This window comes from Streptomyces sp. NPDC047886, from assembly GCF_043204435.1.
Lineage (GTDB): Bacteria > Actinomycetota > Actinomycetes > Streptomycetales > Streptomycetaceae > Streptomyces.
In genome coordinates this window covers 296,762-317,915 of record NZ_JBIDCF010000002.1, presented here as the reverse complement: position 1 = coordinate 317,915, position 21,154 = coordinate 296,762, and the positions used below count along the sequence as shown (strand labels likewise).

At 73.4% G+C, this 21,154-nt stretch carries 17 protein-coding genes and 1 pseudogene; 8 read left to right on the top strand and 10 right to left on the bottom strand.

The genetic code is table 11. From position 1 onward, the window contains the following. The first annotated feature begins 55 nt into the window (after nt 1–55). Both ACGF5U_RS07165 and ACGF5U_RS07160 read left to right on the top strand, forming a co-directional pair. A complete protein-coding gene (locus tag ACGF5U_RS07165) occupies nt 56–430 on the top strand; it encodes a hypothetical protein (protein ID WP_392711001.1) in 375 nt (124 codons plus the stop codon). A 124-nt stretch (nt 431–554) separates the two neighbouring features. Then, nucleotides 555–747 (top strand): annotated as a pseudogene (locus ACGF5U_RS07160) (transposase); the annotation flags it as partial. Between the two features lie 49 nt (nt 748–796). Here ACGF5U_RS07160 and ACGF5U_RS07155 read toward each other — a convergent pair. The 3 genes from ACGF5U_RS07155 to ACGF5U_RS07145 all read right to left on the bottom strand — a co-directional run bounded on the left by ACGF5U_RS07155 (nt 797) and on the right by ACGF5U_RS07145 (nt 2,623). Continuing rightward, nucleotides 797–1,246 (bottom strand): hypothetical protein, encoded by a 450-nt coding sequence (locus ACGF5U_RS07155; protein WP_392711000.1) that lies wholly within the window; start codon nt 1,244–1,246, stop codon nt 797–799. 362 nt (nt 1,247–1,608) lie between these two features. Beyond that, nucleotides 1,609–1,740 (bottom strand): DUF397 domain-containing protein, encoded by a 132-nt coding sequence (locus ACGF5U_RS07150; protein ID WP_392711296.1) that lies wholly within the window; start codon nt 1,738–1,740, stop codon nt 1,609–1,611. Beyond that, complete coding sequence (locus ACGF5U_RS07145) at nt 1,703–2,623, bottom strand: Scr1 family TA system antitoxin-like transcriptional regulator (protein ID WP_392710998.1); 921 nt, start codon at nt 2,621–2,623, stop codon at nt 1,703–1,705. The genes ACGF5U_RS07150 and ACGF5U_RS07145 overlap by 38 nt, the downstream gene beginning before the upstream one ends. A 137-nt stretch (nt 2,624–2,760) precedes the next feature. Here ACGF5U_RS07145 and ACGF5U_RS07140 point away from each other — a divergent pair, with 137 nt between their 5' ends. Then, nucleotides 2,761–3,123, top strand: coding sequence for a hypothetical protein (locus ACGF5U_RS07140; protein WP_392710997.1), 363 nt, complete (start codon nt 2,761–2,763; stop codon nt 3,121–3,123). 12 nt (nt 3,124–3,135) lie between these two features. On the opposite strand, the gene ACGF5U_RS07135 is transcribed toward ACGF5U_RS07140, so the two are convergent. Continuing rightward, nucleotides 3,136–7,530, bottom strand: coding sequence for a trypsin-like peptidase domain-containing protein (locus ACGF5U_RS07135; RefSeq protein WP_392710995.1), 4,395 nt, complete (start codon nt 7,528–7,530; stop codon nt 3,136–3,138). A gap of 255 nt (nt 7,531–7,785) precedes the next feature. Next, the gene (locus ACGF5U_RS07130) at nt 7,786–9,204 is read right to left on the bottom strand and encodes an NAD(P)-binding domain-containing protein (protein ID WP_392710994.1); all 1,419 of its coding nucleotides are present in this window, start codon (nt 9,202–9,204) and stop codon (nt 7,786–7,788) included. A 310-nt stretch (nt 9,205–9,514) separates the two neighbouring features. Here ACGF5U_RS07130 and ACGF5U_RS07125 point away from each other — a divergent pair, with 310 nt between their 5' ends. Continuing rightward, nucleotides 9,515–9,886 (top strand): ArsR/SmtB family transcription factor, encoded by a 372-nt coding sequence (locus ACGF5U_RS07125; RefSeq protein ID WP_392710992.1) that lies wholly within the window; start codon nt 9,515–9,517, stop codon nt 9,884–9,886. 136 nt (nt 9,887–10,022) lie between these two features. Here the strand turns inward: ACGF5U_RS07125 and ACGF5U_RS07120 are convergent, their stop codons facing one another. From ACGF5U_RS07120 to ACGF5U_RS07105, 4 genes are all read right to left on the bottom strand, one after another. After that, nucleotides 10,023–10,754 carry a cation transporter gene (locus ACGF5U_RS07120; RefSeq protein ID WP_392710991.1) on the bottom strand — a complete coding sequence of 244 codons (732 nt, stop codon included), beginning with the start codon at nt 10,752–10,754 and terminating at the stop codon, nt 10,023–10,025. Next, nucleotides 10,751–11,101 carry an ArsR/SmtB family transcription factor gene (locus tag ACGF5U_RS07115; protein ID WP_392710989.1) on the bottom strand — a complete coding sequence of 117 codons (351 nt, stop codon included), beginning with the start codon at nt 11,099–11,101 and terminating at the stop codon, nt 10,751–10,753. The genes ACGF5U_RS07120 and ACGF5U_RS07115 overlap by 4 nt, the downstream gene beginning before the upstream one ends. A gap of 69 nt (nt 11,102–11,170) precedes the next feature. Then, the gene (locus ACGF5U_RS07110) at nt 11,171–13,021 is read right to left on the bottom strand and encodes an ABC transporter ATP-binding protein (RefSeq protein ID WP_392711294.1); all 1,851 of its coding nucleotides are present in this window, start codon (nt 13,019–13,021) and stop codon (nt 11,171–11,173) included. After that, nucleotides 12,973–14,919 carry an ABC transporter ATP-binding protein gene (locus tag ACGF5U_RS07105; protein ID WP_392711292.1) on the bottom strand — a complete coding sequence of 649 codons (1,947 nt, stop codon included), beginning with the start codon at nt 14,917–14,919 and terminating at the stop codon, nt 12,973–12,975. Before ACGF5U_RS07105 ends, ACGF5U_RS07110 begins: the two co-directional genes overlap by 49 nt. Nucleotides 14,920–15,081: 162 nt before the next feature. Between ACGF5U_RS07105 and ACGF5U_RS07100 the strand changes: the two genes are divergently transcribed. The 4 genes from ACGF5U_RS07100 to ACGF5U_RS07085 all read left to right on the top strand — a co-directional run bounded on the left by ACGF5U_RS07100 (nt 15,082) and on the right by ACGF5U_RS07085 (nt 18,850). After that, a complete protein-coding gene (locus ACGF5U_RS07100; RefSeq protein WP_392710987.1) occupies nt 15,082–16,077 on the top strand; it encodes an ABC transporter ATP-binding protein in 996 nt (331 codons plus the stop codon). After that, nucleotides 16,074–16,823 carry an ABC transporter permease gene (locus ACGF5U_RS07095; protein WP_392710986.1) on the top strand — a complete coding sequence of 250 codons (750 nt, stop codon included), beginning with the start codon at nt 16,074–16,076 and terminating at the stop codon, nt 16,821–16,823. The genes ACGF5U_RS07100 and ACGF5U_RS07095 overlap by 4 nt, the downstream gene beginning before the upstream one ends. A gap of 91 nt (nt 16,824–16,914) precedes the next feature. Beyond that, nucleotides 16,915–18,165 carry a sensor histidine kinase gene (locus tag ACGF5U_RS07090; protein WP_392710985.1) on the top strand — a complete coding sequence of 417 codons (1,251 nt, stop codon included), beginning with the start codon at nt 16,915–16,917 and terminating at the stop codon, nt 18,163–18,165. A 25-nt stretch (nt 18,166–18,190) separates the two neighbouring features. After that, entirely contained in the window at nt 18,191–18,850 is a 660-nt protein-coding gene (locus ACGF5U_RS07085) for a response regulator (RefSeq protein WP_392711290.1), read from the top strand. A 21-nt stretch (nt 18,851–18,871) separates the two neighbouring features. Here ACGF5U_RS07085 and glgX read toward each other — a convergent pair whose 3' ends face one another. Further along, nucleotides 18,872–21,091: a glycogen debranching protein GlgX gene (gene glgX, locus ACGF5U_RS07080; RefSeq protein WP_392711288.1), complete on the bottom strand. Its 2,220-nt coding sequence runs from the start codon at nt 21,089–21,091 to the stop codon at nt 18,872–18,874. Nucleotides 21,092–21,154: the final 63 nt, after the last annotated feature.

The window sequence follows — 21,154 nt, the reverse complement described above, 5'->3', positions numbered from 1 at the left end:
CCCGCCCACCGGATACGGTGCGACCCCCACCCCCGTACGAGCGAAGGACAGGACCATGACCAGCCCCGCCATCCGGCCGACGACCACCCTGTGGCGCCCGACCGGCCCCGTGGAGCTGGACCTGGTACGCGACCTGGACTGGCGAGCCTGGCCGCCCCGCCTGCCGGAGCAGCCGATCTTCTACCCGGTCCTGAACGAGGACTACGCGATCCGCATCGCCCGCGACTGGAACGTGCGGTTCGACGGCGCGGGTTACGTCACCCGTTTCGAGATCGACACGGCCTTCGTCTCCCGCTACCCGGTGCAGCGGGCGGGTGGCGAGACGATCCTCGAACTGTGGGTCCCGGCGGACGAGTTGGACGAGTTCAACGCCCATATCGTCGGCCGGATCGAGGTCGTCCACGAGTTCGGACCCGCCCGGCGGGCGTGAGGGTCACCCTCCGGACGACGCCCAGGTGAGCGACCCGGTTCGAGATGCCGTTCGGCGTCGCCGAGAGCGATGCATCCGGCTGACCGGCCGTGTGGAGTCCTCACGAGGACTGGCGCCGCGCGGAGAGGGCCCCTACGAGATGCGGGAGACCGTCCACGCATCCTCTACCAGGGCCGGACCGGCTGCCAGTGGCCTACCTCCCGCACGACCTGCCGCAGAAGAGCGCGACGTACTACTACTTCGCCGCCTGGCGGGACGACGGCACCGGCCAGGTCACCCACGAACTCCTGCGCTGCCAGGTCCGTGAACGAGCCCGCTGATCGGGCCCGGTACCCGCCCTACGGGGCGGCCCCCCGCTGCCCGTCATCAAGCGACCAGATTGTCCAGAACGGTGCAACCTCGGTCCGCGACACAGATCTGAACCCGGACCTTGGCGCCTTCGGCGTAAGAGGAGTTGATGGACTCGGACTTGCCGGCAGCGACGGAGACCTTGGGCTGGATGCTGCCGTTGACGTAGCGGAAAACGCGCACGAGCTGTGCCGTGTTGTTGGTGATGTGCCACCACTCGCCATTGGCGCGGAATTCAGCGCGGGCGTAGGTGGTACCCCCCAGCCTGCGCTCGGCGTAGCCGGACACCCCTCCCTCATCGCCGTCCGCAATGTCCTCCCTGCACACGGAGAACCAGCCCTTCACCGTGCCGTCCCACCCACTGCAGGTGGTGGCGGCGGCTGCGGGCGTGGCGCCGATGAGAGTCAAGGACCCGACGACGGCGGATATGGCGGCACCAACGGCCGTGGTGCGCAGAGCGGATCGCATCGCGTTCCTTCCGGTTGATTGGCATGGACCCAACACCGAAGGCTAAGGCGGTGGACCGCAATGCCCAGGCGGATCCGGAAGGACGGCGCGCGGAGTCAAGGATGTGGCATTGCCAGTCACGGCGGCGCCGCCAGAACCCGGTTCCGCTCCGCAGGAACGGGAGCTGCCCGCCGTACCCGCCGATGAGGGTCTTCCGGGGTATCGCGAGGGATCTGAGCGCCGAGGGTGTCGAGCAGGGGCTGGAGGTTCGTGCGGCCACCGGCTGCGGTCCGCGCCAGGTGGGGGTGTTCGCGCCGGTGAGCCGTCGGGTTATGGCATGAGTCATCGCCCAGTGAACGCGGGAGGCGGACGAGGCAGGAGTTCTAAGCGTCGAACCGGTCGCGCCGGACGCCCGACACGAAGGACGACCAGGCCGACCGGTCGAAGACCAGCACCGGGCCGCCGGGGGCCTTGCTGTCACGGACGGGGACGACGCCGGGGGTAGCGGGGGCTATTTCGATGCAGTCGCCGCCGTCGCGGTCGCTGTAGCTGCTCTTGATCCACTCCATGGCGCTCGTACCCTTCCATCACGTCGCTGATCAGAGCGGCCGATTCCCCGGCTGACAGGGCATCCGCCCTGAGCACATCATAGGCACGGCTGTGGCGGGCGTAGACGGCCGGATCGTCTTGGAAATGGCCCCTGTTGAGCGACTCCGAGTACACCCAGTCGTGCCCGTCCGGCATCGAGATCAGCGACATCGACGTCTTGGGCCGGATGAGCTTGGGGTGGTGGGCGGGGGCCACCTGGATGCGGATGTTGGGGCGTTGCCCCATGGTCAGGAGATGGGCGCATTGATCACGCATGACGGTCGGGCTTCCCACCACGTTCCGTAGGCAACTCTCGTCCAGTACCACGATGTACAGCGGCCCGGCCGGGTCGAGGAAGCGCTGCTGCCGACTCAGCCTCGCCCGGACGCGTTCCTCGGCCTCCGCGTCGTCGGCGACATCGGAGAACAGTGCTTGCGCATAGGGCTCAGATTGCAGCAACCCCGGCATGACCTGGGTCTGATACGCGCGTACGGCCACGGCCTCCGCGTCCATCTCCGCCCGCCGCTTGAACCAGTCCGGATGCTCGACGTTCGGGTACCAGTCGATCTTGCTCCACAGGCGCAGCAGCACCCCGCCCGTGCCGAGGAGTTCGTCGCACTTCTGGGCGAAGACGTCCTGCGGCACCCGGGTGCCCGCCTCGACGCGGGCGATCTGTGACCGGTCGCAGGGGATCCGCGCGGCCAGCGCGTCCTGGGTGAGGGGTGCCGCCTCGCGGTAGTGCTTCAGGACCTCGCCGAACACGGCGGCGGTCGTCGCCGCCGCCCCTCCCGTGGCGTTGCGTCGGCTCACCGCGTCCCCCTCCGTGACAGTCGATCAATGGCACGCGCCGGGCGTTGAGACGCGCCGACGCGCTGAGCAACTCTGGATCCACTCACGGTAATCGGGCGCCCGCGTCGGGTGGGGCGTGATCCACGTACGGAGCATGCATGGAACAGCAGATCGAATCGGGAACGCTTGTCTACGACCAGGAGGCGGCGCGGGTGGGGGAGTACCGGGCCGCCGTCGGCCCGTATGCGATGCTCCGGCCCGTCGGCGGCGGCCGGGAGTGGGAGGCGGACCCCGCGCGGATCCGGCCCGCGACCCCGGCCGAGCGGATGAGCGCCGGGGTGCGGGCGGCCAACGGGCGGCGGTACGACCCGGATCGTCCGCCCGCGCCCGTGGTGGGGTGCGCCGACTGCCTGGACCTGGCCGCGTGGCGCGCCGACGCCCGGATCCGGTCGGACCACAGCGCGGCCACCGACGCGAACGTGCTGCTGCGCCGCCACCTCCTTGAGCACCACGGCGGGTGAGCGGCGGGCCCGTCAGTTCGGGCAGATCCGGTCCGGGCGCCCCGGGAGGAGACTGGCGCGCGTGTCGGCCGCGGCGTCCGGGCCGAGCACGGAGCACAGGTGGGTCTTCCAGCGGGCGGGGTCGAGGCGGAACAGGTCGACCTCCCCTCTGCTCTCGACCCGGAGCAGCGTCTTGCCGTCCCTGGCCGCCGACAAGTAGGTGTGGCGGTCCGCGAACTCGTAGGACTCGTTACGGCTCAGGTCCCCGGGGTGGAGGAAGCGTACGTAGTCCTCGTTGGCGAGGAAGAACACCGAGGTCCCCGGCAGGAACCCGCCCTTGTACCCGTCGTACTTCTTCAGGGGGCCCAGCGGGCCGAAGATCCTCTCCGGCGACGTGCCGGACCGCAGCGACCACAGTTCCATCATGTCGCCCTTGGTCCTCGCCGCCGCGTACCGGCCGGTCTGGTCGAGTACGGCGTTGACGACATCGGGGCTGAGCCGGACGCGGAGCCTCTCGGTCTCGGTGGCTGTCCGCAGGTCGACGGCGTAGAGGGTGGGGTCGTCTTCGAGCATGATCTGCACGTGTCCGGGCTCGGGGTGCGGGTCCAGAAGGAACTTCGGCTTCTTCTTCCCGGCCCCGGCACCGGCCCCGGCCCCTGCCCCGGTGCCGGTCGCGGCGGCCGTCTTGGCCGGGAGCCGGAGGTCGGCGACGTCGAACGGCTTCGACAGAGGCCGGCCAGTGCGGGCGTTCCAGTGCTCGATCCGGCTGCCCGAGACGGTGACCAGCTCGTCGTCGGTGACGAACAGCGACTCCACCGGCTCCGGTTCGCCGTTGGTGCCCTTGGGCGGCACGGCGGTGGTGATCTCGGCGGCCTGGCGCAGGGAGGGAACCTCCCTGACCGTGATCCTGTTCCGGCCGGTCAGGTCGGCGACCAGCGTCTCGGCGCGGTTGACGTTCAGCTTCTGCGAGGGGTCCGGCGCGGTCGACATGTCCCGGTCCACCTCGGTGAGGATCTTCAGACGACCGTCCGCCGCTGACAGGTCGTCGGCCGTGTCGATCAGGGCCAGCTTCTCGCCGCGCTTGCCCAGGTGGACCAGGAGGGTGGTGCCGCCGGTGAGCAGCACCGGCGGGCTGTCGACGTTGCTCTCCTCGGTGGCGAGCCGCTCACCGGTCACCATGGTCTCGTCCCAGGACACGATGACGGGTGCGTCGGGGGTGCCGAGGAGGGGGAAGGCCGAGAGCTTGTTGCGGCCGATGTGGCTGGGCCCACCGGATTGCACGGTTCCGTCGCCCCGGGTGTCGACCAGTTCCCAGCCGCCGCCGTTCCGCACGCCGAAGCGTGATCCTGTCGCGTCGATTGCGATGGGGCCACAGGACAGGCCGAACTCGGGTTTGTGGCGCCGCAGTTCACGGCCGTCGGACACGCGTACGGCCCGGTAGCCGGCATCGGACGCGCGGGCACCACTCTCGCACACGGCCAGCACGCCGCCGTCGGCCGACAGGCCGATCTGGGCGACGCCCGACTCCGCACGGGACTTGGCGAGCTCACGTGTCTTACCGGTGGGGATGTCGAGGGCGAGTATCGGCGCCTGCTGGGTCCACCGCCCGCGCCGCTGGACGACGAGGGTGTTCTCGTCGGGACCGAACCACACCGACTGGAGGCCGGGCGTGCGCTTCGGCAGTTCACGGGAGCGTCCGGTGGCGAGGTCCCACAGCCACGGGCGGCCGTCCTTCGCCACCGCCGCCACCCGGCGTCCGTCGGGGGAGAAGGCCGCGACGCCGACGGGCTCTGCGAACGCCGAAGGCTCCGGGGCCTCGAAGCCCCCGGGCGGCACCGGTCGGGCCGGGCCCACCAGGTCGTCCGCGCTCTTCGCTGAGAGGTCCACGTCATGCCACGTCAGTCCGCCGCTCCCCGCCGCCAGGTAGCCGATCCGCCGCCCGTCCCCGCTCACCAGCGGGGCGAGGACCGTGACCGGGAGACGGAGCTGCTTGCGCAGAATCCTGCCCCCGGTACGTACGAACAGCGTCGCGCGGCCCGTGGTGGACCGGATGAGGGTCACCCTGCCGTCCGCGCTCATCGCGAGCACCGAGATCTTCCCCTCGGTGCCGGTCAGCGCCCACTCCGCGTCCTTGAACCGGTCGTAACCGCGCATGAGCGCGCTCCTGGCCTCCTGCGTCGGCGCGATGTCGTACGCCGCGACGGCGGCCAGTGCGGCCTGGCCCGGGTCCGTCGCCACCAGCTCCTCAGCGAGCCCGGCGAACGCGCGGGACCGCCCCTCCGCCTCCCGCTGCTCGCTGATGTCCGCCTGTTGCACGAGGAACGTGCCGAGCCCCGCGATCAGGGCCAGCGCCACCGCGACCGCCGTCCACGCCGCCCGGATCCGGGCCTGCCGCACCCCGCGGCGGCGCCGCGCGAGCGCCAGGAACTCGCGTTCCTCCGGCGACAGTTCCGGCTCCCGGTCGCCCAGCCAGCGCCGCACGGCCTGCAGCTGCGGCGACCGGGGCAGCAGATCGGGGGAGCGCCCCTCCCGTTCCCACCGGTCCCGGTCGTGCGCCAGTTCCGCACGGCCCGCCAGGAACGCGCCGTCGGCCCGCACCTGCGCCCACAGTGCGGGCCAGGCCGTGATCAGCGCCTCGTGCGCCAGCTCGGCGGTCTCCGGCTCCCCTTCGTCCCCGCGCAGGACCAGCAGACGCCGTTCGGCGAGTGAACGCGCGATCCGCCACCGCTCCTCGCCCGCCTCCTCCCGGGTGAGCCTGCGGCGCAGCGGGGTGTCACTGCCGGGCGGCACCCGCACCAGACCGGTCAGCAGCCGCAGCGCCTCCGGCCGCTCCCGCTCGCCCACGCACTCCCGCCACGCCTGCTCCGCGTGTCGCTCCAGCGCTCCGGAGACGCCCCGCATCCGGTCGTACGCGGCCGACCGCAGCCGTCCGCCGCGCCGCCGTTCCCACAGCTGCTCCAGGACGAATCCGAGCAGCGGCAGGACTCCCGGTTCGCCGCCCGCGTCGTCGAGGATGCGGCGGTCGAGGCCCGGGTCGTACTCCACGGCCGGGAGCCGCTCGATCGGCTTGGTGATGACCTTCTCCAGCTGGTCCCGGGTCATCGGGGTGAGCGGGAGCGTCGTGCCGCCGCGCAGTGCGGGGCCGAGGCGCGGGTGGGTGAGCATCTCGTCCATGAAGTCGGCCCGGAGCGTGACCAGCACGCGCAGGGCCCCACCCGTACGGCTGCTCGTGCCTCCCGTACGCCCCGTGCCCCCCGTACGCCCCGGCCTGTCCGGGAACAACAGCTCGACGGCCTCGGCGACTTCGGTGTCGGTGCGGTCCAGGAGCGCTTCGGCCTGGTCGAGGACGACGACGAGCCTCCCGGACGCCGTGCCCCGGACGCGGTGGAGCGTGTCCGCGAGCCCCTTGTCCGCGAGCCAGCCCTCCACCTGGTCCACGCTGTCCGCGCGCGGGGTTCCGTACCGCCCGGAGCGGACGGCCTCGTACAGCTCGGTGGCGAGCGCGGCGCGCGGGGAGGAGATCTGCCCGGCGTTCACCGCCAGGACGTCGTACCCGGCCTGCCGCATCCTCGGCACCACGCCGGCCAGCGCCAGCGAGGACTTGCCGGAGCCCGACGGCCCGTACAGGGTGACGGTGGAGTGGTCGCCGCGCAGTGCGGTGACCACGTCCTCGATGTCGTCGTCCCGCCCGAAGAAGACGTCGGCGTCGTCCTCCCCGAACGCGGACAGTCCCCGGAAGGGGGTGGGCGGGAGGATGACCGGGGCGAGTTCGGGGATCTCCGCCAGCAGGGTTCTCGTACGGAGGGCGAACGCCTGCTGGGCGTCGCGTTCCGGCTGGGCCGCCACGACGAGGCCCACCGCCGCGTCCAGTTCGTTGTCCCAGACGGGGCCGCCGCTGAAGCCCCGCTTGACGTGCGCGGCCTGCCCGTCGGCCCGCGAGAGCTGCAGCCAGCCCTCGCTCGTCGCGCCGCTGAACGTCCCCCGTAACCAGGTCTCGGCCGGCTCGCCGTCGGTGAACCCGACGGCGCGCGCCCCGTGTTCCCAGACGCTCTCGGGGTCGGCCATGGGCAGCGGGTGGGTACCGGGGACCGTGTCCCGCAGCCGCAGGACGGCGATGTCGCCCGTACGGTCGGGCCGGATCGGTATCCAGTGCTGGACCTCGGCCTCGACGCCTGCTGTGCCGGCACCGGCACCGGCCGCGCGGGTCCTGCCGCCGGCCAGCGGGAAGTCGACGGTGAGTGCGGCGCCGTCCGCCGGGGTCTCGTCCCGGGGCCGCTCCAGCGCGTCCGACACCACGTGCGCGCAGGTCAGCACGGTCCTGGGGGCGACGAGGAAGCCCGCGCCCCCCAGGGTGCCGTGCCGTCCCATGACCCGGACGACCGCCGAGGCCAGCGCCTCGTCCGCACTCCGCGACTCCGTCTCCGGCACCCCGACCTCCGCGTCCCGGGCCCCGCGGCCCCGCCCCGCGGTCCCCGTTCCGCGTCCCGCGGCCCCGTCCGGCGACGCGCGATCGACGACCGGTGACCCGGTGACCCCTCGTGCCGTCCCGTCCGGGTCGACATCTTCGAGGATTATCGCCAGCCGGGTCACGCGCGTCACTTGTTTCCCCGGCCCCGTGTGTCACGGAGCCGCCGCCCGGGGGGAGTTGGCGGTCGCGGCCTCTGCCGGCCCGGGGCGGCCCGGTCAGGAACCGCAGCAGCCGTCGGCCGACGCCTTGTCCTCCTGCCGCTCGGCCGCCGGGGCACCGACGCCGACCTGGACGAGGGCGGGGGCCGGAGCGCAGCAACCGCCCGCGTCGGCACCGGCGTCGGTGTCGGCGCCGGGAGTGTCGAAGAGGCCCGCGCCGCCGCACACGCCCGTCTCCGGGAGGGTGAGTTCGACGCGGTCGGCGGATTCGGTGTCCCCGGCGATCGCGGCGACGACGGAGCGGACCTGCTCGTAGCCGGTCAGGGCGAGGAACGTCGGGGCGCGGCCGTAGGACTTCATGCCGACCAGGTACACGCCCTGCTCGGGGTGGGACAGTTCGCGGTGGCCGTGCGGGTAGACGGTGCCGCAGGAGTGCTGGTTGGGGTCGATCAGCGGCGCCAGCTCCACCGGCGCCTGGAGGCGCTCGTCGAGGCCGAGGCGGAGCTCGGAGAGGAACGACAGGTCCGGGCGGAAGCCGGTCAGGACGATCACCTCGTCCACCGGCTCCAGGCGGCGGCCGTCCTCGGCGACCAGGACCAGGCGCCCGTCGGCGTCCCGCTCGATCGCGTCGGTGCGGAAGCCGGTGACCGCGTCGGCGTGGCCCTCGTCCACGGCGGCCTTCGCGGCGAGGCCCAGCGCACCTCGGGCGGGCAGCTGGTCGGCCGCTCCGCCGCCGAAGGTGGAGCCGGAGATGCCGCGGCGCAGGATCCACACGGCCCGCGTGCCGCCGCCGTCGTCGGCCTTCGCCAGGTCGGCGAGGGACGCCAGGGCGGTGAACGCGGAGGCGCCGGAGCCGATGACCGCGGTGCGCCTGCCCGCGTAACGGGCCCGTACGGCCGGGTCCTTGAGGTTCGGGACGCGGTAGGTGATCCGGTCGGCGGCGGCCTTCTCGCCGAGCGCCGGCAGGCCGCTGCCGCCGGCCGGACTCGGAACGGCCCACGTGCCGGACGCGTCGATCACCGCACGGGCGAACAGCCGCTCCTCGGAGCCGTCGGCGTACTGGACGTGGACGACGAACGGCTGGGCCTCGCGGTCCGCGTCCACGATCCGGTCGCGGCCGGAGCGGGAGACGCCGGTGACCCGGGCGCCGGTGCGGATCCGCTCCCCGAGGGCGTCGGCGAGCGGCTGGAGGTAGAACTCGGCCCAGTCGCCACCGGACGGGTACGTCGCCGGGTCCGGCCTGACCCAGCCGGTCGGCGCGAGCAGCTTCTCGGCGGCGGGGTCGATGACCTCGCCCCACCGGGAGAACAGGCGCACGTGCGACCATTCGCGCACGGCGGCTCCGGCCGCCGGGCCCGCTTCGAGCACGAGGGGCTCGATGCCCCGGTCGGTCAGATGCGCGGCCGCGGCCAGACCGGCGGGGCCTGCCCCGATCACGACGACGGGCAGCTCGGTGGTGCGGACGGGCGCGTTCACGGCGACTCCTAGCGTGTTTCGACGTGTGTCGATGACTTGTGCGGCCAGCATGGCACCTGATTCGATGGGCGTCAACATAGACATCTGTCGATTTACGGAATCGGTCAACTGTCGGCTCCGGGGTGCGGGTGCAGGGTCGGCGGGTTGACGGGGTCGACGGGTCGTGGGTCGACGGGTCGGCGGGTCGGCGGGTCGGTGGGTCGACGGGGTCGACGGGGTCGACGGGGTCGACGGGGTCGGCGGGGTCGGCGGGTCGCGAGTGCCGGGCCACCCCCTCGCCCAGTGGTTCGACGTGTGTCAACATAGATGTATGTCGAATGCGAAGGTGCTGCCCCTGCTGGAACCCGTCGACCAGGGCGTGGTGCCGTGCTGCCCGCCGCTGACCGAGCGTCCCATGAGCGCCGACGAGGCCGAGATCGCCGCCCGTATGTTCAAGGCGCTCGGCGACCCCGTACGGCTGAGGTTGTTCTCCGCGGTGGCCTCGCACGAGGGCGGGGAGGCGTGCGTCTGCGACATCTCCGACGTCGGCGTGTCCCAGCCGACCGTCTCCCACCATCTGAAGAAGCTCAAGGAGGCCGGGCTGCTCAGCTCGGAGCGGCGCGGCACCTGGGTCTACTACCGCGTCGAGCCGTCCGTGCTCGCCGCGATGGGCACGCTGCTGACCATGCCGGCCTCGGGCTGACCCCGTCGTGACCCCGACGGCGTCGCGCTGACCGTCGGCCTCGGGCTGGCCTGTCGGCGCCGGGCCGACCCCGCTGGCCCGGTCGGCATCCAGCCGACCGGACCGGTGTCCCCGCGCCGGTCCGCCGGGGGCGGCGTCAGTCGCCGCAGCCGGACTCCGTACGGCAGGCGCACGCGTCCGCCGGGGCGGCCGCCACGACCGCCCTCGTCGGCGCGGCGGGCGGCGCCGCCGCCGGGGTGGCGCAGCAGCCCTTGCCCCGCCAGGCGTCGCGGCCCTCCCTGACCGCGATCGCGGCGATGGCGAGAGCGGCGACCGGATCCGCCCAGGACCAGCCGAGAGCGGCGTTGAGGACCAGGCCGACGAGCAGGACGGCCGACAGGTAGGTGCACAGCAGCGTCTGCTGGGAATCGGCCACCGCTGAGGCGGAGCCCAGCTCCCGCCCGGCGCGCCGCTGGGCGCGGGACAGGAACGGCATCACGGCCAGCGAGAGCGCGGCGATGGCGATGCCGGGCACCGAACGCTCCGCCTCCGCGGTGCCGGTCAGCGCGCGGGCGGCGTCGACGGTCACATAGGCGGCCAGCGCGAAGAACGAGACCGCGATGATCCGCAGCGTGGTCCGCTCCCTCGCCTCGCGCACCGCGTGGTCGCGGGCGGAGAACTGCCAGGCGACCGCGGCCGCCGACGAGACCTCGATCAGCGAGTCCAGCCCGAAGCCGATCAGCGCCGTCGACGAGGCCATCGTCCCGGCGGTGAGGGCGACGGCCGCCTCGACGAGGTTGTACGCGATCGTGGCGGCGACCAGCAGGCGTATACGGCGGGCGAGCACGTCCCGCCGGGCCGGGGAGGGCCCGAGGGGTATGGCGGTCATCGGCAGCAGCCCTTCCCCTCGGCGTCCGGGCAGGCCGCGTCCGGGCGGGCGTCCGCGTCGACCGCGACCACGGCGGCGCGCAGGTCGTCCAGCGCGTGACCCAGACGTTCGTCGGCGAGTTCGTAGCGGGTGCGCCGGCCCACGGGAACGGCGACCACCAGGCCGCAGTCCCGTAGGCACGCCAGATGGTTCGACAGCCGGCTGCGCGAGACGCCCAGGGCCTCCGCCAGGTCGGCGGGGTGCGCCGGGGCCTCGCGCAGCGCGAGCAGCAGACGGCAGCGGATCGGGTCGGCGAGCGCGCGGCCGAAACGGGCCAGCACCTCGATGTCGGGGGCGATGGTCAGCACACCCTGAAAGTACAGGACTTCCTGAATTCAGGGAAACCTGAACCGAATGCTGGTATCGCCCGCCGGAGCTCAGCCCACCACGCTGTCCCGCCACGCCCGGTGCAGGCCCGCGAAGTGGCCGTCGTCGTCGGCGATCAGGGCGGACGGCGGTCCGTCCTCCACGACCCGGCCGCGCTCCATGACCAGCACCCGGTCCGCGATCTCGACCGTGGACAGCCGGTGCGCGATCACCACCGCCGTACGGCCGTGCAGGACCGTGTCCATGGCCCGCTGCACCGCCCGTTCGCCCGGGATGTCCAGCGAACTGGTCGCCTCGTCCAGGATCAGCACCGCCGGGTCGGCGAGCAGCGCGCGGGCGAACGCGACCAGCTGGCGCTGGCCCGCCGAGATGCGGCCGCCGCGCTTGCGGACGTCGGTGTCGTAGCCGTCCGGGAGGCTCGCGATGAAGTCGTGCGCGCCGATCGCCTTCGCGGCGCGCTCGATCTCGTCCCGCGTGGCGTCCGGGCGGCCGATCGCGATGTTGTCCGCGACCGTCCCCGAGAACAGGAACGCCTCCTGCGTCACCATCACCACGCCGCGCCGCAGTTCGGGCACGGCCAGGTCCCGCAGGTCGACGCCGTCGATGAGGACCCGGCCCCCGGTCGGGTCGTAGAAGCGGGCCAGCAGCTTCGCGAGTGTCGACTTGCCCGCGCCCGTCGATCCGACGACCGCGACCGTCTGGCCCGCCGGGATCGTCAGACGGAAGCGCGGCAGCACCTCGCCACCCGTCCGGTAGGAGAAGGCGACGTCCTCGAAGACGATCTCGCGGCCCGGCCTGTCGGACGGGCGGGACGGCAGCTCGCGGGGTGCCACCGGCTCCGGCACGCTCGGCCGCTGGGCGAGCAGTCCGGCGATCTTCTCCAGGGACGCGGCCGCCGACTGGTACGCGTTCAGGAACATCGCCAGCCGGTCGATCGGGTCGTACAGCCGCCGCATGTACAGGACGGCCGCCGCCAGCACACCCAGCGCCAGGGTGCCGTCCGCGACCCGCCAGGCGCCCCACAGGACCATCCCGGCGACCGCCGTGTTGGCGACCAGACGGGAACCGACGACATAGCGGGCCATCTCCAGGATCGCGTCGCCGTTGCGCCGCTCGTGGTGGTGGTTCAGCTCCCGGAACGCCTCGTCGTTGGCCCGCTCCCGGCGGAACGCCCGCACCGGCCGGATCCCGTTCATCGTCTCCGCGAACTTCACGATGACCGACGCGATCGCCGTCGACCGCGCCCCGAACGCCACCGCCGCCCGCCGCTGGTACATCCGTACGAGCAGATACAGCGGTACGAAGGAGGCCACCGCGACCGCGCCGATGCCCCAGTCCAGCCACAGCAGCAGCGCCGCGATGCTGACGAACGACAGGATGACGCCCACCAGTTCCTGGAGGCCCTCGCTGAGCAGCTCCCGCAGCGACTCCACATCGGTCGTCGACCGGGAGATCAGCCTGCCGGACGTGTACCGCTCGTGGAAGTCCACGCTCAGCGCCTGCGCGTGCCGGAAGATCCGCCCGCGCAGGTCGATGAGCACGTCCTGGTTGACCCGGGCCGACGCCCGGATGAAGGCGTACTGGAACAGCGCGGCGCCCACCGCGCACAGCGCGTACCCGACGGCGACCGCGACCAGCGGTCCGTGGTCGCCGCCCCGCAGCGCCGGCACCGCCCGGTCGATCGCGTACGCCACCAGCAGCGGCCCCGCCTGCACGGCGGCCTGTTGGAGCAGCAGCAGGAACGCGGACAGCGCCACGCCCGCGCGGCGCGGCGCCAGCAGCGAACGCAGCAGCGCGCCGGTCGCGCCCTTCGGGGCGGGCAGCGCGTCCCGCTCGAACGAATCCCCCGTCGTCATCGCCCGTCTCCTCCGCGCTCGTCCGTCGCGCCCGACATCAGCCAGGCGTACTCCGCGCTGCTCCGCAGCAGCTCCTGATGGGTGCCCACCGCCGCGATCCGGCCCTCCGACAGCAGCGCCACCCGGTCGGCGAGCTGCACGGTCGACGGCCGGTGCGCCACCACGAGCGCGGTCGTGTCCCGCAGGACCTCGCGCAGGGCCGCCTCCACCAGCGCCTCCGTGTGCACGTCGAGCGCGGACAGCGGGTCGTCGAGGACCAGGAACCGGGGCTGTCCGACGACCGCGCGCGCCAGGGCGAGCCGCTGCCGCTGCCCACCCGACAGGCTGAGCCCCTGCTCGCCGACCTGGGTGCCGGTGCCGTCGGGCAACTCGTCCACGAACCCGGCCTGCGCGACGGTCAGCGCGCGCCGCAACTCGGGGTCGCCGGACGCCCCGGCCGCCGCGCCCATCAGCACGTTCTCCCCGACGCTCGCCGAGAACAGGGTGGGCTCCTCGAACGCCACCGACACCAGCGCGCGCAGCCGTTCGCGGGACATCGCCGTGATGTCCTCGCCGTCCAGCAGGATCCGCCCGCCGGTCACCTCGTGCAGCCGGGGCACCAGCGCGGTGAGCGTGGTCTTGCCCGAGCCGGTCGCGCCGACCAGCGCCATGGTCTCGCCCGGCCGGATGTGCAGGTCGACACCTGCCAGCACGGGCGGCGCGTCGTCCGCCGCGTCCGGGTAGCGGAACTCGACGCCCTCGAACCGTACGCCGCCGACCGCGCCCCCGGGCCCCTTCCCGCCCCCGAGCCCGGTCCCGCCGCCGTACCCCTCCCCGCTGACGGCCTTACCGCCGCCGCCGACCGCGCCCCCGAGGCCGTTGCCGTGCCCGAGCCCGTTGCCGCCCCCGAGCCCCTCCCCGCTGGCGGCCTTCCCGGCGTCCTCCTCCTCCGCCTGGTCCATCACCTCGAAGTACCGCTCCGCGGCCGTCGCCGACTCCTGGCTCATCGCCAGCAGGAAGCCGATCGACTCGACCGGCCACCGCAGCGCCAGCGCCGTCGACAGGAACGCCACGAGCGTGCCCGCCGACAGCGTCCCGTCCGCCACCTGCACCGTGCCGAGCACCAGCGCGGCTCCGACGGCCAGCTCCGGGATGACCGTGATGACCGCCCAGATCCCCGCCAGCAGCCGGGCCTTGCCCAGCTCGGTGCCGCGCAGCCGCTCCGCCAGCGCCCGGAACGCCTGGCCCTGGCTGCGGTGCCGCCCGAACCCCTTGATCACCCGGATGCCGAGGACGCTCTCCTCCACGACCGTCGTCAGATCGCCCACCTGGTCCTGCGCCCGGCGCGCCACGATCGAGTACCGCGTCTCGAACATCGAGCACACCACGATCAGCGGCGCCACCGGCAGCAGCAGCACCAGCCCCAGTGTCCACTCCTGCACCAGCAGCACCACGAAACCGGCCAGCACCGTCACCGCGTTGACGAACAGGAACGTCAGCGGGAAGGCCAGGAACATCCGCAGCAGCGACAGGTCGGTGGTCGCCCGGGACAGCAACTGCCCCGACGCCCACCGGTCGTGGAACGCCACCGGCAGCCGCTGCAGCCGGCGGAACAGATCCGCCCGCAGCGCCGCCTCGACCCCGGCCAGCGGCCGGGCCACCAGCCACCGCCGCAGCCCGAACAGCAGCGCCTCCGCCACACCGAGCGCCAGCACCGCGAGCGCGCCCAGCCAGACGCCGCGCGTGTCGCCGACGGCGACCGGTCCGTCCACCATCCACTTCAGGACGAGCGGGATGACCAGGCTCAGACACGACGCGACGACGGCCACGACCGCGGCGACCGCCCAGCGCGTCCGCACGGGCCGCACGTACGGCCACAGCCGCAGCAACGAGCGCACGGCGGAGCGCTTCTGGGGCGGATGGGCGGTGGCCTCGGGGGCGGCGGTCTCGGGGTCTTCGGTCATCGGCAGCATCAGGACCGAGCCTAAGGTTCACCACTGACATCCCTCACGCGGTTTTCCCGTGGCCCGCTCGCGGTCGTACGCCGGGATCAACCGATCGGCCGATGCCGGTCCGAGCGCGATGGCCGATGTCCGTCACGGCCGCTCACCGGCAGGCTCGTACGCATGACGACAAGGGCGGCAACGGCGGCAACGGCGGCAACGGCGGCACCCGCGACAACGGCGGCACCGGCGTCCACGACGGCACGCTCCAGGAGCGCACCGGTCATCGACGTGCGCGGGCTGCGCAAGGTCTACGGCGACAAGGTCGCCGTCGCCGACGTGTCCTTCACCGTCGCCGAGGGGGAGGTCTTCGGCATCCTCGGCCCCAACGGGGCGGGCAAGACCACCACGGTGGAGTGCGTCGAGGGGTTGCGCGCCCCGGACGCCGGGACCGTCCGCGTCTTCGGCCTCGACCCGGTCGCCGACCACGACCGCGTGACGCACCTGCTCGGCGCGCAGCTCCAGCAGAGCGAACTGCAGTCGAAGCTGACCGTCCGCGAGGCGCTCACCCTGTACGCCTCCTTCTACCCCCGCCCCGCCGACTGGCGGGTACTCGCCGAGCGCCTCGGCCTCACCGCCCACCTCACCACCCGGTACGCGGCGCTGTCCGGCGGCCTCAAGCAGCGGCTGTCCATCGCCCTCGCCCTGGTCGGCGACCCCAGGGCGGTCGTCCTGGACGAGCTGACCACCGGCCTCGACCCGCGGGCCCGCCGTGACACCTGGGCGCTCATCGAGGACGTACGCGACAGCGGTGTCACCATCCTGCTCGTCACCCACTTCATGGAGGAGGCGCGGCGGCTCTGCGACCGGATCGCCGTCATCGACCAGGGGCGGGTAGCCGCCCTGGACACACCGGCGGGGCTGATCCGGCGCGCGACCGTCTCCACGGTCATCTCCTTCACCCCGTCCGCCCCACTGGACGAGGAGGAGCTCGCGGCGCTGCCGTACGCCGCGTCCGTGACGACCGAACGGGGCCGGGTGGTCATCGAGGGCACCGACGCGACCGTCGACGCGGTCGTCTCCCTGCTGGCCCGCCTGCGGGTCACGGCCCATCAACTCCGCGTCACCGATGCCACCCTCGACGACGCGTTCCTGGAGATCACCGGAGGAGACGCATGACCGGCGTACGGTTCGACACCACCGTCCTGCGGACCGAGGCCCGGCTCTTCCGGCGCGAGCCCGGCTCCCTGTTCTGGGTGGTCGGCGCACCCACCGTCCTGCTGGTGATCCTCGGCTCGATCCCCTCCTTCCGCGAGCCGTCCGACGACCTCGGCGGACTGCGCGTCATCGACATGTACGTGCCCGCCTCCGTGCTGTTCGCCCTGACCATGGCCGGTCTCCAGGCCCTGCCGCCGGTCCTCACCGGCTATCGCGAACGCGGCATCCTGCGGCGGATGTCCGTCACGCCCGCTCGGCCGTCCGCCCTGCTGACCGCCCAGCTCGTGGTGCACGCCGTCGTGGCGCTGGCGTCGGCCCTGCTGGTCGTCGTCCTGGGCCGGCTCGCCTTCGGCGTACGCCTCCCGGAACAGCCCGCCGGATATCTGCTGGCCCTGCTGTGCGCGACCGCCGCCGCGCTCTCCCTCGGCGTGGCCGTGTGCGCGGTCTCCCGCACCCAGAAGATCGCCACCGCGCTCGGTTCGGCGGTCTTCTTCCCCTCGATGTTCACGGCCGGGGTCTGGCTCCCGGTCCAGGCGATGCCGGACACGCTGCAGCGGATCGTCCACCTCACCCCCTTCGGCGCCGCGTCCGAGGCGCTGGCGGGCGCCGCGTCCGGCGCCTGGCCCGGCTGGACGCACCTCGGGGTCCTCGTCCTGTGGACGGCCCTGCTGACCGGCGCCGCCGCCCGCTGGTTCCGCTGGGAGTGACGCGAAGCCCGCGGTCACCGGCGCGAAGCCCGCGGTCACCGGCGCGAAGCCCGCGGTCACCGGCGCGACGCGACACAGGAGACTGGACGCCATGACGACGACGGTCGAGGAACGCTGGGACCGGTTCTACCGCTGGGGGCCGTACGTTCTGCTGGGGCTCGGCACCGCCATCGGCGGCGCCGCCGCCCACCTGGTCATGACCCGGGCCGAGAGGTACGTGGCCGCCGTCCTGATCGTGGCGGCGCTCGCCCTCCAGCTGTGGTGGGGCGGCCCGCGCGGGCGCCGGGCGCCGCGCGACACGGTGTACTTCGCGCTGCGCACGGCCCTCGCCTTCACCCTGACCCTGCTCAACCCGTGGTTCGCCGTGTACGCGCTCCCCGGCTACTTCGACGCCGAGCGGCTGCTGCCCCGCAGGGCCGTACGCCCAGGACTGCTCGTCACCGCCGTCACGATGGCCGGCTCCCAGTCCGGCGGGCTGCCGCCGCGCGGCCTGCTCCAGGCCGGGGCCTTCGCCGGGCTGCTCGCCCTCAACGTCTGCCTCGCCCTGGTCTTCTCGCACCTGGGCGGCAAGGAGGCCGAGCGGGCCGCCGAACGCGCCGCCACCATCGCCGAGCTGGAACGCGCCAACGCCCGCCTGGAGCAGGCGCTCGCCGAGAACGCGGCCCTGCACGCCCAACTCCTCGTCCAGGCCAGGGAGGCGGGCGTCGCCGACGAGCGCCGCCGCCTCGCGGCCGAGATCCACGACACCATCGCCCAGGGCCTGACCGGGGTCATCGCCCAGCTCCAGGTCGTCACCGGCACCCGGGACGACGACCCGGAACGCGCCCGCGTCCATCTGCGGCGGGCCGTGGAACTGGCCAGGCACAGCCTGGGCGAGGCCCGCCGCTCCGTACAGAACCTGGCCCCGGTGGCGCTGGAGCACGACACACTGCCCGACGCGCTGCGGAAGACCGTCACCGCGTGGTCCGAACGCACCGGCGTCACCGCCCGTCTCACCGTCACCGGCACCGAGGAGCCGCTGCACGACGAGGTCGCCGCGACGCTGCTGCGCATCGCGCAGGAGGCCCTGGCCAACACCGGCCGCCACGCCGACGCGGGCCGCGTCGGCGTCACGCTCTCGTACATGGGCGACGAGGTGACCCTGGACGTCAGGGACGACGGCCGGGGGTTCGACCCGGACGCCCGGCCGCGCCGCTCCGGCGACGTACTGGCGGGCGGCTTCGGCCTGGACGGCATGCGGGCCCGCGCGGCCCGGATCGCGGGCGCCGTCACGGTCGAATCCGAGCCGGGCGGGGGCACGGCCGTCTCCGCCCACGTACCGTTGGTGCGCCATGACCAGTGACCCGACCAGTGACATGACCGGAGACATGACCGGAGACCCGGCCGGCGCGCCCGTCACCCTGCTGATCGTCGACGACCACCCCGTCGTACGCGACGGGCTGCGCGGCATGTTCACCGCCGAACCGGGCTTCGAGGTGCTGGGGGAGGCGTCCGGCGGCACCGAGGGCGTGGCGCTGGCCCTGCGGCTCGACCCGGACGTGGTCCTGATGGACCTGCGCATGCCGGGCGGCGGCGGGGTCGACGCGATCGCCGAGCTCACCCGGCGCGGCGCCCGCGCCAAGGTCCTCGTCCTCACCACGTACGACACGGACTCCGACACCCTCCCGGCGATCGAGGCGGGCGCGACCGGCTACCTCCTCAAGGACGCCCCGCGCGAAGAGCTGTTCACGGCCGTACGGGCCGCCGCCGACGGCCGTACGGTCCTGTCGCCCGCGGTCGCCTCCCGGCTGGTCTCCGCCGTACGCTCGCCGGGTGCCGCAGGCGGCGAGACGCTCTCCGCCCGGGAGCGCGAGGTCCTCGAACTCGTCGCCAGGGGCACCTCCAACCGGGCGATCGCCGCCGAGCTGTTCATCAGCGAGGCGACCGTGAAGACCCATCTGACGCACATCTACGCCAAGCTGGGCGCGAAGGACCGGGCCGCGGCCGTCGCCGCCGCCTACGACCGGGGCATCCTCGGCCGGGCCTGAGCCGCGCCGGGCCCGCCGCGCTCACTCCCGCACCCGCCACAGCAGCACCGACCGCGCCGGTACCGCCACCCCCTCACCGCCCGCGTGCACCGTGCCCGGCGCCTCCGACTGCTCCTCCCGCGCGGTGTCCAGCAGCAGCTCGTACGACCGGGCCCACGGAGGCCCCGGCAGCACGCACTCCACATCGGCGGCGCCCGCGTGCAGCACCGCCAGGAAACTGTCGTCGGTGATCTTCTCGCCGCGCGCGTCCCGCCCCGGGATGTCCCGCCCGGACAGGTACAGGCACACCGTCGCCGACGGCGCGTACCAGTCGGCCTCCGTCATCTCCGTACCCGCCGTCGTGAACCACGCCAGGTCCCGCAGCCCGTCCGCGGCCTGGGGGCGGCCGGAGAAGAAGGCGCGGCGGCGCAGCACGGGGTGCGTGTGGCGCAGCCCCAGCAGCCGCCGGGTCAGCGCCAGCAGCTCGGCCGCCCAGGGCTCGTCGCGCAGGGACCAGTCCAGCCAGCCGATCTCGTTGTCCTGGCAGTAGGCGTTGTTGTTGCCGCCCTGCGTACGGCCCATCTCGTCCCCGGCGACCAGCATGGGCACACCCGTGGACAGCAGCAGCGTGGTGAGCAGGTTGCGGATCTGGCGGCGGCGCAGCGCGGTGACGCCGGGGTCGTCGGTCTCGCCCTCGGCGCCGCAGTTCCACGCCCGGTTGTCGTCCGTGCCGTCGCGGTTGCCCTCGCCGTTGGCCTCGTTGTGCTTGCGCTCGTACGACACCAGGTCCCGCAGCGTGAACCCGTCGTGCGCGGTGACGAAGTTGACCGAGGCGTACGGGCGGCGGCCGCCCCACGCGTACAGGTCGCTCGACCCGGACAGCCGGTACCCCAGATCCCGTACGTCCGGCAGCGCGCCGCGCCAGAAGTCCCGCACGGCGTCCCGGTAGCGGTCGTTCCACTCGGTCCACAGCGGCGGGAACGCGCCCACCTGGTAGCCGCCGTTGCCCACGTCCCACGGCTCGGCGATCAGCTTGACGCGCCGCAGCACCGGGTCCTGGGCGATCACCGCGAGGAACGGCGACAGCATGTCCACGTCGTGCATCGACCGGGCGAGGGCCGCCGCCAGATCGAAGCGGAAGCCGTCGACGCCCATCTCGGTGACCCAGTACCGCAGCGAGTCCGTGATGAGCCGCAGCACCTGCGGCTGCACCACGTGCAGCGTGTTGCCGCAGCCGGTGTAGTCCGCGTACCGCCTGGCGTCCCCCTGGAGCCGGTAGTAGCCCCGGTTGTCGATGCCGCGCAGCGACAGCATCGGGCCGAGCTCCCCGGCCTCCGCCGTGTGGTTGTAGACGACGTCGAGGATCACCTCGATCCCGGCGGCGTGCAGCGCCCGCACCATCCGCTTGAACTCGCCGACCTGCTGCCCGGCCGTTCCCGACGCGCTGTACGCGGCGTGCGGCGCGAAGTAGCCGATCGAGTTGTAGCCCCAGTAGTTGCGCAGGCCCCGCCGCAGCAGATGGTCCTCGTGCGCGAACTGGTGCACGGGGAGGAGCTCCACCGCCGTCACGCCGAGCCGTACGAGATGGTCGATCGCCGCCGGATGGGCGAGCCCCGCGTACGTGCCGCGCAGCTCCTCGGGGATGTCCGGGTGGCGGCGCGTGAACCCCCGCACGTGCAGCTCGTAGATGACCGAGTCGGCCCAGGGCGTCTTGGGCCTGCGGTCGTCCGCCCACTCGTCACCGGGCGCTTCGTCGTGGACCACGACCCCCTTCGGCACGTACGGGGCGGAGTCCCGGGTGTCGCGGACGGTGTCGGCGACATGCTGCTCCGGCCAGTCCCGGACGTGCCCGTACACCTCGGCGGGCAGCGTGAAGTCACCGTCGACCGCACGCGCGTACGGGTCGAGCAGCAGCTTGGCCGGATTCCAGCGGGCGCCCGTCCACGGGTCCCAGCGGCCGTGCACCCGGTAGCCGTACCGCTGCCCGGGGCGGACGCCCGGCACGAAGCCGTGCCAGATCTCATGGGTCAGCTCGGTCAGCGGCACCCGCGTCTCGGCGCCGTCCACGCCGAACAGGCACAGCTCCACGGCCTCGGCCCCGCCCGCCCACAGCGCGAAGTTCGTCCCCGCCACCCCGTCCGGCCCCACCCGGTACCGCGCGCCGAGCGGCGTGGGCGCCCCCGGCCACACCGGCGGTCCCGGCGCCGGGACCGCGTCCCGGCGGCGACCGCCACGCCCACGGCGCCGCGGCGCGGCGGCCACATCGGGCACCGCGCCGGCACCCTGAACTGCCCTCTGCTCGGCTGCGCTCGACACCTGCCGGCC

Bases quoted from the DNA above. Each gene is read 5' to 3' on its own strand.
- ACGF5U_RS07165 (WP_392711001.1), top strand. From the start codon at position 56: ATGACCAGCCCCGCCATCCGGCCGACGACCACCCTGTGGCGCCCGACC.
- ACGF5U_RS07155 (WP_392711000.1), bottom strand. From the start codon at position 1,246: ATGCGATCCGCTCTGCGCACCACGGCCGTTGGTGCCGCCATATCCGCC.
- ACGF5U_RS07140 (WP_392710997.1), top strand. From the start codon at position 2,761: ATGGAACAGCAGATCGAATCGGGAACGCTTGTCTACGACCAGGAGGCG.
- ACGF5U_RS07125 (WP_392710992.1), top strand. From the start codon at position 9,515: ATGTCGAATGCGAAGGTGCTGCCCCTGCTGGAACCCGTCGACCAGGGC.
- ACGF5U_RS07120 (WP_392710991.1), bottom strand. From the start codon at position 10,754: ATGACCGCCATACCCCTCGGGCCCTCCCCGGCCCGGCGGGACGTGCTC.
- ACGF5U_RS07105 (WP_392711292.1), bottom strand. From the start codon at position 14,919: ATGACCGAAGACCCCGAGACCGCCGCCCCCGAGGCCACCGCCCATCCG.
- ACGF5U_RS07100 (WP_392710987.1), top strand. From the start codon at position 15,082: ATGACGACAAGGGCGGCAACGGCGGCAACGGCGGCAACGGCGGCACCC.
- ACGF5U_RS07095 (WP_392710986.1), top strand. From the start codon at position 16,074: ATGACCGGCGTACGGTTCGACACCACCGTCCTGCGGACCGAGGCCCGG.
- ACGF5U_RS07090 (WP_392710985.1), top strand. From the start codon at position 16,915: ATGACGACGACGGTCGAGGAACGCTGGGACCGGTTCTACCGCTGGGGG.
- ACGF5U_RS07085 (WP_392711290.1), top strand. From the start codon at position 18,191: ATGACCGGAGACCCGGCCGGCGCGCCCGTCACCCTGCTGATCGTCGAC.